Below are 12,666 nucleotides of genomic sequence, written 5' to 3' on the forward strand. Positions count from 1 at the left end.
ACCACAATGGGCCCGTGCCTCCTACCAAGAAGAAGCCCCAGGTGACCGCCGCGCCCGCGCGCCGCCGCGAACTCCTCGACACCGCCGCCGAGGTCTTCGCCGAGCAGGGCTACAACGCCACCACCGTCCGCAAGATCGCGGACCAGGCAGGCATGCTCGCGGGCAGCCTCTACTACCACTTCGACTCCAAGGAATCGATGCTCGAGGAGATCCTGCGGACCTTCCTCGACGAGCTCTGGGGCGGCTACGACGCCGTCCTGGACGCCGAGTCGGGGCCGCGCGAGACCTTGGAGGCGCTGGTCACCGAGTCGTTCCGGGAGATCGACCGGCACCGCGCCGCCGTCGCGATCTACCAGAAGGAGTCCAAGCAGCTGGTGGCGCAGGAACGGTTCGCGTTCCTCGCCGAGTCCCAGCGCAGGTTCGAGAAGGCGTGGCTGTCCACGCTGGAGCGCGGGGTCGCGGCCCGGGTCTTCCGGGCCGACCTCGACGTCCGGCTCACCTACCGGTTCGTGCGCGACACGGTGTGGGTCGCCGCGTCCTGGTACCGGCCGGGCGGACAGCACAGCCCGGAGGAGATCGCCCGGCAGTACCTGTCGATGGTGCTGGACGGGATCGCCGTACGTGAATAGCCCTTATGAGTGAGGGAGTTGCCATGGCCGAGGCCTACATCGTCGAAGCGGTCCGGACGCCCGTCGGGCGGCGCGGGGGAGGACTGAGCGCGGTCCACCCGGCCGACCTGGGCGCCCATGTGCTGAAGGAACTGGTCGCGCGCGCGGGGGTCGACCCGGCCGCCGTGGAGGACGTCGTCCTCGGCTGCCTGGACACCGTCGGACCGCAGGCCGGGGACATCGCCCGGACCTGCTGGCTCGCCGCCGGGCTGCCCGAGGAGGTGCCCGGCGTGACCGTCGACCGGCAGTGCGGTTCCTCGCAGCAGGCCGTCCACTTCGCGGCTCAGGGCGTGCTGTCCGGGACGCAGGACCTGGTGGTCGCGGGTGGTGTGCAGAACATGTCGCAGATACCGATCGCCTTCGCCACCCGGCAGGCCGCCGAGCCCCTGGGATTCACCCAGGGACCCTTCGCGGGCAGCGAGGGCTGGCGGGCGCGGTACGGGGACCGGCCGGTGAACCAGTTCGCCGGGGCCGAGATGATCGCCGCGAAGTGGGGGATCAGCCGGCCGGACCAGGAGGAGTTCGCGCTGCGCTCGCACCGGCGGGCGTTGCGGGCCATCGACGAGGGCCGCTTCGAGCGGGAGACGGTGTCCCTCGGTCCGGTCACCGTCGACGAGGGCCCCCGCCGGGACACCTCTCTGGAGAAGATGGCCGGCCTCAAACCGGTCCTCGACGGCGGCACCGTGACCGCGGCCTGCTCCTCGCAGGTCTCCGACGGGGCGGCGGCCATGCTGCTCGCCTCGGAGCGGGCGGTGCGCGAGCACGGGCTGACGCCCCGGGCGCGCGTGCACCACCTCTCCGTGCGCGGCGAGGACCCCATCCGCATGCTGACGGCACCGATCCCGGCCACCGCGCACGCTCTGAAGAAGGCCGGCATGACCATCGACGACATCGACCTCGTCGAGATCAACGAGGCCTTCGCACCGGTCGTCCTGGCCTGGCTGAAGGAGACCGGAGCCGACCCGGACCGGGTCAACGTCAACGGCGGCGCCATCGCCCTCGGCCATCCCCTCGGCGCCACCGGCGTGAAGCTGATGACGACCCTGCTGCACGAACTGGAGCGCACCGGCGGCCGCTTCGGCCTGCAGACGATGTGCGAGGGCGGCGGCCAGGCCAACGTCACCATCATCGAACGGCTCTGAGAGCGCGACGGCAATTCGACGGCCGCCGGTCGTGGGTCCGCCGTACCGGCGGTCACGGGTTCGCCGGGTCGGCGGTCACGGTTCGCCGGGCCAGCGGTCACGGGTCCGCCGCACCGGCCGTCACGGGTTCGCCGGGTCGGCGGTCACGGTTCGCCGGGCCAGCGGTCACGGGTCCGCCGCACCGGCCGTCACGGGTCCGCCGGGTCGGCGGTCACGGGTCTGCCGGGTCGGCGGTCACGGGTCTGCCGGGTCGGCGGTCACGGGTCTGCCGGGTCGGCGGTCACGGGTTCGCCGGGCCAGCGGTCACGGGTCCGCCGCACCGGCCGTCACGGGTCCGCTGTATCGACGGGCCGGCCCGTCGCACCGACGGTGCGGTGCAGTGGAGGAGCGGCGCGGGGCGCCTGGGGCCCTGGAGCCTCGGTCCGCCACTGCGGTGGCCCTGAGCACCTGAGTTCCGGAGCCCCTGAGCACCTGAGTTGCGGAGCTCAGGAGCCCAGGTGGCCCCGGGCTCTCGGCTGCTGCCGGAACCGGGTGTGGGGCGGCATTGGCCGGTGTGCGTGCCCCGAACCGGCGACCCCGAACTCCTGAGCCAGGTGGCCCTGGGCTCTCGGCTGCCGCCGGCACCGGGTGCGGGCCGCACGGGCGGCATTGGCCGCTCTGCGCGTCCCGAAGGCACCAGCCCCCCCGAGGCTCTTGATCGTTCGCAGTCATGCGCGCATCGACGCACCGCCCTCCGCCAGCGCGCCGACGATGTCCCCGGCCTCCGCCATCACCCGTGTCACTAGCTCCGCGCAGGACGGCAGGTCCTCGATCACTCCCGCCACCTGGCCCGAGGCCATCACCCCGACGTCCGTGCGGCCCTCCACCATCGACGCCCGCAGCAGCATCGGCGTGTTCGCGGCGAGCAGCACCTGACTCCAGGCCAGGTCCTTGCCGTGTTTCAGGGTGCGTCCGTCGCGGATCATCCGGCGCCAGCTCGTGCCGGACAGCTTCCGGTAGCCCGCCGCCCGGCGCAGGGCCTGGAACAGGGCCCTCGCCCGGCCCGAGTGCTCCAGGGCGTCGACGAGTTCCGTGCGCAGCATGCGGTGCGGCAGGCCGTCGACGGCCGTGGTGACGGTGACGTCCTTGACCGTAGCCGCCAGGTATCTCGCCTTCACCGCGTCCGGGACGGTGGAGTCGGAGGTGAGCAGGAACCTGGTGCCCATGGCGACGCCCGCCGCCCCGTAGGCCAGGGCCGCCACCAGGCCCCGTCCGTCGAAGAAGCCGCCCGCCGCCACGACCGGTATCCGCACCGCGTCCACCACCTGGGGCAGGAGCACGGTCGTCGCGACCTCACCGGTGTGCCCGCCGCCCTCGCCGCCCTGCACGATCACCGCGTCCGCACCCCAGGCGGCGACCTTCTCGGCATGCCGGCGCGCACCGACGGACGGGATGACGACGACACCGGCCTCCTTCAGCTCGGTGATCAGCTCGCGGGACGGGGCGAGGGCGAAGGACGCCACCCGCACGCCCTCCTCGATCATGATGCGCACCCGGTCGCCGGCGTCCGCCGCGTCCGCCCGCAGGTTCACCCCGAACGGCTCTTGGGTACGGGACCTGACCTCGCGGACCGCCTCGCGCAGCCGGTCCGGCGTCATCGTCGCGGAGGCCAGGATGCCGAGCGCCCCCGCGTTCGCCGTCGCCGAGACCAGGCGCGGGCCCGCCACCCATCCCATCCCGGTCTGCACGATCGGATGCCGGACCCCGACCAGCCGGGTGAGCGCCGTCTCCATCAGATCACCGTCGGCGGGTCGGGGACCTCGCGCGAGCGGGTGCCGGCCGGGTCCAGAACCTCGCGGATCAGCCGTAGTTCGGTTTCGGTGGGCTCACGTGTGTACGGCACCTCGGCCCCGACGGCCAGATCGAAGCCGGTGGCCTCCCTGACCTGGTCCGGTGTGACCCCCGGGTGCAGCGAGGCCGGCCGCATCGAGTGGTCGGGGGTGGCGAAGTCGAAGACGCCGAGGTCGGAGACGACCCGCGCGAGGTGGTGGTAGCGGGCGCCGTCGGCATGGTCGTAGCCCACTCCGCACACCATGTCGACCTGCTCGACGAAGACCCGCCGGGAGTGCTTCGGGATCCAGTAACTCGTCGGATGGTTCAGCGTGTTGAGGGTGGCTCCGCGCACCCCGAGCAGTTGCCGTGTGGGCCTGCTCCAGTCGCCGACGCAGGAGATGTTCTGGTTGCCGAACCGGTCGATCTGGCTGGCGCCCATCATCACGTGCCGCCGGCCTCCGGCCGCCAGGGTCAGGTGCTGCCGGTACGGCAGCCAGCCCTCGACGGTGCCGTCCGGGCCGACGAGCAGCGCCTCGCCGTCGGTCAGCAGCAGGTCCGGCGCGAAGGTGAGCCGGGCGAGCCGCGCGCCGAGGGACGGGATCAGGCCCATGGGGCTCGCCAGGATCTCGCCCGCGCCGCGCCAGGCCTCGGCGCAGGCGATCACGCAGTACTCGGCGCGGGTGGGGGCGGGCACGGCGACGCGTGTCGCTTCGCTCATGACCGCTCCTCGTGCCAGGTCCGCACGGCCGCCCGATAGTCCTGCTCGTCCCCGTCGAGGAACCGGGCGGAGAACTCCGCCCAGGGGGTGCGGGCGTACAACTTCTGGAATGCCTCGTCCCGCGTGTAGTCCGGAGCGCAGGACGTGAAGTGCGCGCCGCCCGGGGTCTCCACCACGCCCGTCACGGTGTGGCGCCTGATCAGCAGGGTCTGCGGCGGCGCCTCCTTGGTCAGCTCGGCCGTGTCCACGATCCGCTCGCAGGAGACGTACGCCGTATCGGCCGCCTCGCAGAACAGGTCGTCGAAGTACGGGTCGGGGCCCAGATATTGGCCGTTGCCCTGCCGGTCCGCGCGGTTGACGTGCACCAGTGCCGCGTCCAGCCGCAGGGCGGGCACGGCGACGAACGTCTCCCCGTCCTCGTACGGTGAAGTCACCGTGCGCAGACCGGGGTTGACCCGCATGACGTCCGAACCGAGACCGGCCCGGACCGGCAGGAAGGGCAGGCGGTTCGCGGCGGCCCGCAGTCCCCACAGGAACATCGCCTCGTCGATCTCCATCAGCTCGAAGGCCCCGCGCTCGCGTGCCGCGCGGTAGTGGGGTTCGAGCGGAATCGAGTCGAGCGTGGCGAACGCGGCGACCAGCTTCCGGATCCGCCCGGCGGCGGCGAGCACACCGACGTCCGGGCCGCCGTACGACACGATCGTGAGATCGCTGATCCGCGACCTGAGCAGCGCTCTGACCAGGGCCATCGGTTTGCGGCGTGAGCCCCAGCCGCCGATGCCGAGGGTCATGCCGCTGTCCAGACGGGAGACGACCTCGTCGACGGTCATCGTCTTGTCACTCACCTACCCACCCTCCTTCCCGAGCTTCCCGAAGCCGGCGCGGACCCGGTCGGCCACCCCGCTGACACCCGCCTCGAAGGTGAAGCCCTGCTCGAAGCGGTAACTGCGGCGCACGTCCACCGGATCGATGCCGTTGATGGCGGCCTTGGCCAGCCGGATCAGCTCTCCGTCCTTGGCGGCGATCTCCCGGGCCGGCTCCAGCGCCGCGGCGCGCAACTCCGCACGCGGCACCACCCGCCACACCGAGCCGTGCGCGTGCAGCTCGGCGGCGGTGGCCGTGCGCGCGGTGTAGTACAGGGCGCGCATCAGGTGCTGCGGGACCAGCCGGGCCAGATGCGTGGCGGCGCCCAGCGCCCCCCGGTCCAGCTCGGGCAGGCCGAACGTGGCGTCCTCGCTCGCCACGATCATGTCCGCGTTGCCCACCAGACCGATGCCGCCGCCCAGGCAGAAACCCTGCACCGCCGCCACCACGGGGACCTCGCACTCGTACACCGCCGCGAAGGCCTCGAAGCAGCCGCGGTTGGCGCCGACCAGGGCGCCCTGCCCCTGCGCCTGTATCTCCTTGATGTCCACGCCCGCGTTGAAGCCGCGGCCCTCGGCGGCCAGCACCACACACCGGACGCCGGGGTCCCGGCCGGCCGCGCGCACGGCGTCGGCCAGCGCGAACCAGCCCCGCACCGGCAGCGCGTTCACCGGCGGGAAGTCGACCGTGACGACGGAAATCCCCTTTTCCGGGGACGAGGTGGAGACACCCATCGGCGCATCAGCTACCTTCCACTCAACTGCCTTTCCACCAAACATTTGTTAGGTGTGCCGGATTCGAAGCTAGCAGTCGCCGCAACCGAGCGGGAGGCCCTGTGGAAAACTCCGACGCCCCGCCACCGGACGGGTCGGACACCCCGCCGCTGAGCGGGTCCGACACCCCGCCGCTGAGCGGCAGGACCGTGCTCGTCACCGGCGGCACCCGAGGCGTTGGCGCCGGGATCGCCCGGGCCTTCGCCGAGGCCGGCGCCGACGTCGTCACCTGTGCCCGACGGCCACCCGAAGTCCCCGTCCCGGGCACCGAGTTCGTGCCCGTCGACCTGCGCGACCCCGCGGCCGTACGCGCCCTCCTCGGCGCCCTGCCCCGCCTCGACGTCCTCGTCAACAACGCGGGCGGCACCCCCTACCGGAGCCTGGGCGACGCGGACGCCGAACGGCACGCCCGGGTCGTCGAGCTGAACCTCCTCGCTCCGCTGACGGTCTCCCTCGCCGCCCACGAGCACCTCCGGCGGGCCCGGGGCGCCGTCGTCATGATCGGCAGCGTCAGCGGCAGCCGCCCCTCACCCGGCTCGGCGGCCTACGGAGCGGCCAAGGCCGGCCTCGAGCACCTGGCGCGCTCCATGGCCGTCGAATGGGCGCCGGAGATCCGCGTCAACACCCTGGTCGTCGGCATGGTCCGCACCGAACTGGCCCACCTCCACTACGGCGGCGAGGACGGCATCGAGGCCGTCTCCCGCACCGTGCCGCTCGGCCGCCTCGCCGCACCCGCCGACGTCGGCGCGGCCGCGGTGTTCCTCGCCTCCGACGCCGCCGCCTACATCACCGGGGCGAGCCTGCTCGTGCACGGCGGCGGGGAGCGGCCCGCGTTCCTGGACGCCGCGACCGCCAACAAGGAGAAGTGACCACAACAAGACGGGAAACGGGGCGAAGTGACCCCCCAGGAGAAGTGAAAGGAGCAGCGGGATGAGCGGAATCTGCGACGGACGGGTCGTCGTCGTCACCGGCGCCGGCCGCGGCCTCGGCCGGGCCCACGCACACGCCTTCGCCGCCGAGGGCGCCCGGCTCGTCGTCAACGACCTCGGCGTCGGCCTCGACGGCACACCGGGCCCCGACAGCCCGGCCGGCCTGGTCGCCGACGAGATCCGGGCGGCCGGCGGCGAGGCGGTGGCCCACGCCGGCGACATCGCCACCGACGCCGGGGCCGCGTCCCTGGTGACGACCGCCCTGGAGACCTACGGCCGTCTCGACACCCTCGTCAACAACGCGGGCTTCCTGCGCGACCGGATGCTCGTCAACCTCGACGAGGACGGCTGGAACGCCGTCCTGCGCGTCCACCTCACCGGCCACTTCCTGCCCCTGCGGCACGCCGCCGCACACTGGCGCGCCGAGACCAAGGCCGGCCGCACCCCGACCGCCCGGATCGTCAACACCAGCAGCGGAGCGGGCCTGCTGGGCTCGGTCGGACAGGGCAACTACAGCGCCGCGAAGGCCGGGATCGTCGCCCTGACCCTGGTCGCGGCGGCCGAACTCGGCCGCTACGGCGTCCAGGTCAACGCGATCGCCCCAGCGGCCAGGACCCGGATGACGGAAGGCGCGTTCGCCGACACCATGACCGCACCGGCGGCCGGCTTCGACGCGATGGCCCCGCAGAACGTCTCGCCCCTGGTCGTCTGGCTCGGCTCGCCCGCGAGTACGGGCGTCACCGGCCGCGTCTTCGAGACGGAGGGCGGCCGGATCACCGTCATGGAGGGCTGGCGCCGGGGCCCGACCGTCGACAGGAACACCCGGTGGGCCCCGTCCGAGGCGGGCGAGGCGGCACTGAAGCTGCTGGCGCGCGCTGAGATACCGGGGGCGGTGTACGGCGGGTGACCACACCCGGCAAGGCCCACACAAACGGGTGCCACGACCTACGTGTCGCACTCCAGCACCGTCCGGCACAGCCCGCACCGCGCCCGGACCCGCCCACGCACCGGCACCCTGATCCGCTGATGGCAGGTCGGGCAGGGAAAAGAGACGCGCAGCCGTCCGCCGTCGTCGGGACTGAAGGTGTAGGGCAGCCCGGGCTGCGACCCGGGCGCGTCGCGGCGGTCGCGGGCGTAGCGGCGGCGGCCCGCCCAGCCGGCCGCGGTCAGCGGCGGCTGCCGCTCGTCCAGGCGGGCCCGCTCCATGCCCTTGACGTACGCCGTGTAGGCCTGCGGACTGGTGAACCACACCGACGGGTCCTCACCGAAGACCAGCGACCGCTTGGCGAGGACGTAACCGAACTCCTCCGGCGTCAGATAGCCCAGCTTCTGCGACGAGGCCGCGTCCTCGCGGTACGCGTCGAGCAACAGCCAGCCCGCGCCCAGATACGTCGCCGCGGTGTCGGTGAGGATCTCGTTGTCGCGGGTGCCGGGAAAGGACAGATCCAGACGGTGCAGGTAGACGTGCATCACCTCGTGCGCGAGAGCCGCGCCGATGTCACGACGGTGGGTGCGGAAACGGTCGTTCAACTCGACGAAGTACTCGGGACCCGCGGCGAGTTCCACGTTCGCCGCGTACCGCATGTCACGGAAGCCGACGATCATGCGGGCGTCTGGCAGCCGGTAGTGGCGCACCAGCTCGCGAGCCACCCGCTGCACACCCGGGTACAGGTCGTCGGTGTCGCAGAACGCCACGTCGGCGGGCGCCACACTCGTCGCGAACGTCTGGACGGTGTCGTACGACAACCGCCTGTACAGCGCCGTGACGGCGGCCCGCACCGTCTCCAGGTGCGGAAATCCGTGCTCGACCGGTCCGTCGCTCGCCACGCCCCTACCCCCAAGACGCCGTGAACCCCGTTCCACTCTACGAGGCCTCGGGGCGGACGGTCCCGGCCCGATCCCACGCTGACACCCCGGACGCGAACCGCCCCGACCACCCGGCGGCGCGCCACGTAGGGTGGTCGCCCATGACCACCAGCAACACCGCGAGCGGTGACGTCGACCCCGCCGTCGGCCAGGAACTCGCCCGGCTCCGCGACAGCATCGACAACATCGACGCGGCCGTCGTCCACATGCTCGCCGAGCGCTTCAAGTGCACCCAGCAGGTCGGCCACCTCAAGGCGAGGCACCAGCTGCCGCCCGCCGACCCGGGCCGCGAGGCACGCCAGATCGCCCGCCTGCGCGCGCTGGCCGAAAGCGCCAAGCTGGACCCGGCGTTCGCTGAGAAGTTCCTGAATTTCATCATCGCCGAGGTGATCCACCACCACGAGCGCATCGCCGAGGACACCGGCAACGGCACGGCGACCCTCGCGAACTGACCTCGGCCGACGCCCCGAGGAGGTGACACACGGGCCCCTGCGGGGCATGCTGCGCTGTGCACTCCTTGTCTGCTGACGAACACTGACCGTCAGCTCCTCGGACATACGCTTGTTGTCCACGGGGAAGGGACGCCGGGCCATGCCGTCGGATGCCAGGATCCTCATCGTCGACGACCACGAGGACACGCTGTACGCGCTGGAGAGCGCACTGGCCCCACTGGGCTACCGGCTGGGCCGCGCCACCAGCGGCGACGAGGCGCTCAAACAGGTGCTGCGCGGCCAGGTCGGCCTCCTTCTGCTCGACGTGCGCATGCCCGGCGTCAGCGGCCTCGACGTGGTCCGCTACCTGCGGCGCCTGGAGCAGACCCAGCGCATCCCCGTCATCCTGCTCACCGGCTTCGGCGCCGACCACGGACTGACCTCCACCGCCTTCGGGCTCGGCGTCGCCGACCTCGTCATGAAACCCGTCGACCCGTGGGTGCTGCGCACCAAGGTCCGCTATCTCTTCGACGCCCACCAGCGCCACCTCGCCCTGGAGGCGGAGGTGCGCGAGCTGCGCGCCCTGGTCAAGGACCACGCCGAGGCACCGGAGCGCCCCGTCCGCCCCGCCCTGCCGCATCCCGACGCCCGTATGCCCACAGCGGGCCTGACGCCGAATTCCGGCGTGAGGGAAGCGCCCCAGGGGCGCACACCCGGGAGCCCGGACCGGACCCGGACATAGGCCGTGAACCGATCCGCCTCTGTGCGACGACACCGCCATCAGGCAGCATGTCCTGCATGTCCGTACTGACGCGCGACGAAGCGCAGAGCCGTGCCCGGCTCCTCGATGTCCACCGCTACACGATCGACCTCGACCTGACCACCGGCGACGAGACCTTCGACTCCCGCACGGTCATCCGGTTCAGCGTCATCGAGGACCACGACGCCACGGACACCTTCGTCGAGCTCAAGCCCGCCGAGCTGCGCTCCGTCACCCTCGACGGACAACCCCTCGACCCGGACGCCCTGGACGAGAACCGGCTGCCGCTGAAGAACCTCACCACCGGCGAGCACGAACTGCGCGTCGACGCGGCCATGCGCTACTCCCGCACCGGCGAGGGCATGCACCGCTTCTCCGACCCCTCCGACGGCGAGACCTACGTCTACACACAGCTGTTCATGGACGACGTGCAGCGCGTCTTCGCCGCCTTCGACCAGCCCGACCTCAAGGCCGTCTTCGACCTGTCCGTGCGGGCTCCCGAAGGCTGGACCGTCCTCGCCAACGGCATCACCGAGCCGCTCGGCGACGGCCGCTGGCAGGCCGCGACCACCCCGCTGATCTCCACCTACCTCGTCGCCGTCGCCGCCGGCCCCTGGCACTCCGTGCGCACCGAACACCGCGACCTGCCGTTCGGCATCCACTGCCGCCGCTCCCTGGCCCCCCACCTGGACGCGGACGCCGACGAGATCCTCGAGATCACCAAGCAGTGCTACGACCGCTACCACGAGAAGTTCGAGGAGCCCTACCCCTTCGACTCCTACGACCAGGCGTTCGTCCCCGAGTTCAACGCCGGCGCCATGGAGAACCCGGGCCTGGTCACCTTCCGCGACGAGTTCGTCTACCGCTCCGCCGTGACCGACACCGAGCGGCAGACCCGCGCCATGGTCATCGCCCACGAGATGGCCCACATGTGGTTCGGCGACCTGGTCACCCTGCGCTGGTGGGACGACATCTGGCTGAACGAGTCCTTCGCCGAGTACATGGGCTACCAGACCCTCACCGAGGCCACCCGCTTCACCGACACCTGGACCGACTTCGGTGTCGCCCGCAAGTCCTGGGGCTACGACGCCGACCAGCGCCCCTCCACCCACCCCGTCGCGCCCGAGAACGTCGACGACACCGCCTCCGCGCTCCTCAACTTCGACGGCATCTCCTACGCCAAGGGCGCCTCCGCGCTGCGCCAACTCGTCGCCTGGCTCGGCGAGAAGGACTTCCTGGCCGGCATCAACACGCACTTCGCCCGCCACAGGTTCGCCAACGCCACCCTCGCCGACTTCATCGACTCCCTCGCCGGCGCCACCGAACGCGACGTCCACGCCTGGGCCGACGCCTGGCTGCGCACCACCGGCGTCGACACCCTCACCCCGCGCGTGGCCCCCGCCGCCGACGGCACCTGCACCCTCACCGTCGACCGCACCGGCAGCCGCCCCCACCGCATCGCCGCGGGCCTCTACGACCTCGACGTCGCCGACCACGACCGCAACCTCGTCCTGCGCGAACGCCTCGACCTCGACATCCCGCAGCCCGCCCCCCAGCCCATCGGCAAGCGCCCGGCCCTGCTCCTCCTCAACGACGGCGACCTGACCTACGCCAAGGTCCGCTTCGACGCCGGCTCCTTCGAGACCGTCCGCGCCGCGCTCTCCGGCCTGCCCGAACCGCTCACCCGCGCGGTCGTCTGGAACGCCCTCCGGGACGCCGTCCGCGACGGCGGCGGCGACTCCGCGGGTACGACCGTGGAGCCCCCGCTCACCGCCGCCGCCTACCTGGAGGTCGCCCGCACCCACCTCCCGCGCGAGACGGACCTCGCCCTCGTCCAGGGCGTCCTCGCCTTCGCCACCACCCATGTCGCCGACCGCTACCTCGCCCCCGAGCAGCGTCCGGCCGCCCTCGCCACCCTCACCGCCCTGTGCCGCGACCTCATCCGCCGCACCGAGGACGGCGACAACCCCGGCCTGCGCCTGATCGCCGTACGCCATTTCATCGACGTCGCCGCCCACCCCGACACCATCGCCGCCTGGCTCGCCGACGGCACCGTGCCCGGCGGCCCCGAACTCGACCCCGAGCTGCGCTGGCGCGTCCTCGCCCGGCTCGCCGTCCTCGGCGCCACCGACGAGGCCGCCATCGCCGCCGAACTGGACCGCGACCCGAGCGCCACCGGCCAGGAAGGCGCCGCCCGCTGCCGGGCCGCGCTGCCCGACCCCGAGGCGAAGCGCGCGGCCTGGGAGGCGATGTTCGTCCGCGACGACCTGTCCAACTACCTGTTCACGGCCACCGCCCGGGGCTTCTGGCAGCCCGAACAGGCCGACCTCGTACGGGAGTACGTGCAGCGCTACTACGAGGACGCGGTCGCCGTCGCCGCCCGCCGCGGCCCCGCCATCGCCGACGCGGCCGGCCGGTGGGCCTTTCCCGCCCACGCCGTCGACACCGACACCCTGCGCCTCGGCGAGGAATGCCTGCGCGACGCCGACCCGATCCCGGCCCTGCGCCGCAAGCTCGTCGACCAACTCGACGACCTGGCACGGGCGTTGCGGGTCCGGGGCTCCCGCTGACGACCCGATGAGCCGACCGCCCTCCCCGGGGCTCCCGTAGCCGCCTGGGACGCGGTCCTCGTCGTGCGGACGCGGTCTTCGACGGGCGGACCCGGTCCTCGACGGGCGGACGCGGTCTTCGACGGGCGGACCC

At 72.5% G+C, this 12,666-nt stretch carries 12 protein-coding genes; 7 read left to right on the forward strand and 5 right to left on the reverse strand.

What is annotated here, in order from left to right; all coding sequences use genetic code 11:
• Positions 1 to 14 precede the first annotated feature (14 nt).
• Complete coding sequence (locus OG985_RS33850) at positions 15 to 629, forward strand: TetR/AcrR family transcriptional regulator (protein ID WP_371672158.1); 615 nt, start codon at positions 15 to 17, stop codon at positions 627 to 629.
• A 23-nt stretch (positions 630 to 652) separates the two neighbouring features.
• Positions 653 to 1,810 carry an acetyl-CoA C-acetyltransferase gene (locus OG985_RS33855; protein WP_371672159.1) on the forward strand — a complete coding sequence of 386 codons (1,158 nt, stop codon included), beginning with the start codon at positions 653 to 655 and terminating at the stop codon, positions 1,808 to 1,810.
• Between the two features lie 707 nt (positions 1,811 to 2,517).
• Here OG985_RS33855 and OG985_RS33860 read toward each other — a convergent pair.
• The 4 genes from OG985_RS33860 to OG985_RS33875 are packed head-to-tail and all read right to left on the reverse strand — an operon-like array spanning position 2,518 to position 5,938.
• Complete coding sequence (locus tag OG985_RS33860; protein WP_371672160.1) at positions 2,518 to 3,582, reverse strand: NAD(P)H-dependent flavin oxidoreductase; 1,065 nt, start codon at positions 3,580 to 3,582, stop codon at positions 2,518 to 2,520.
• A complete protein-coding gene (locus tag OG985_RS33865) occupies positions 3,582 to 4,340 on the reverse strand; it encodes a CoA-transferase subunit beta (protein WP_371672161.1) in 759 nt (252 codons plus the stop codon). Before OG985_RS33865 ends, OG985_RS33860 begins: the two co-directional genes overlap by 1 nt.
• The gene (locus OG985_RS33870; protein ID WP_371672162.1) at positions 4,337 to 5,185 is read right to left on the reverse strand and encodes a CoA transferase subunit A; all 849 of its coding nucleotides are present in this window, start codon (positions 5,183 to 5,185) and stop codon (positions 4,337 to 4,339) included. Before OG985_RS33870 ends, OG985_RS33865 begins: the two co-directional genes overlap by 4 nt.
• Entirely contained in the window at positions 5,186 to 5,938 is a 753-nt protein-coding gene (locus OG985_RS33875; protein ID WP_371672163.1) for an enoyl-CoA hydratase family protein, read from the reverse strand.
• 173 nt (positions 5,939 to 6,111) lie between these two features.
• On the opposite strand from OG985_RS33875, the gene OG985_RS33880 reads away from it, so the two are divergent.
• The gene (locus OG985_RS33880) at positions 6,112 to 6,846 is read left to right on the forward strand and encodes an SDR family oxidoreductase (protein ID WP_371674579.1); all 735 of its coding nucleotides are present in this window, start codon (positions 6,112 to 6,114) and stop codon (positions 6,844 to 6,846) included.
• Between the two features lie 61 nt (positions 6,847 to 6,907).
• The gene (locus tag OG985_RS33885; RefSeq protein ID WP_371672164.1) at positions 6,908 to 7,813 is read left to right on the forward strand and encodes an SDR family oxidoreductase; all 906 of its coding nucleotides are present in this window, start codon (positions 6,908 to 6,910) and stop codon (positions 7,811 to 7,813) included.
• 38 nt (positions 7,814 to 7,851) lie between these two features.
• On the opposite strand, the gene OG985_RS33890 is transcribed toward OG985_RS33885, so the two are convergent.
• Complete coding sequence (locus tag OG985_RS33890) at positions 7,852 to 8,733, reverse strand: hypothetical protein (protein ID WP_371672165.1); 882 nt, start codon at positions 8,731 to 8,733, stop codon at positions 7,852 to 7,854.
• A gap of 140 nt (positions 8,734 to 8,873) precedes the next feature.
• Here OG985_RS33890 and OG985_RS33895 point away from each other — a divergent pair, with 140 nt between their 5' ends.
• The 3 genes from OG985_RS33895 (at position 8,874) to pepN (ending at position 12,533) form a co-directional block, all read left to right on the forward strand.
• Positions 8,874 to 9,224, forward strand: a complete 351-nt coding sequence (locus tag OG985_RS33895; protein WP_371672166.1) for a chorismate mutase — start codon at positions 8,874 to 8,876, stop codon at positions 9,222 to 9,224.
• 139 nt (positions 9,225 to 9,363) lie between these two features.
• Positions 9,364 to 9,945 (forward strand): two-component system response regulator, encoded by a 582-nt coding sequence (locus tag OG985_RS33900; protein ID WP_371672167.1) that lies wholly within the window; start codon positions 9,364 to 9,366, stop codon positions 9,943 to 9,945.
• A gap of 56 nt (positions 9,946 to 10,001) precedes the next feature.
• Positions 10,002 to 12,533, forward strand: a complete 2,532-nt coding sequence (pepN, locus tag OG985_RS33905; protein ID WP_371672168.1) for an aminopeptidase N — start codon at positions 10,002 to 10,004, stop codon at positions 12,531 to 12,533.
• Positions 12,534 to 12,666 lie beyond the last annotated feature (133 nt).

The organism is Streptomyces sp. NBC_00289 (assembly GCF_041435115.1).
In the GTDB taxonomy this organism is placed as follows: domain Bacteria; phylum Actinomycetota; class Actinomycetes; order Streptomycetales; family Streptomycetaceae; genus Streptomyces.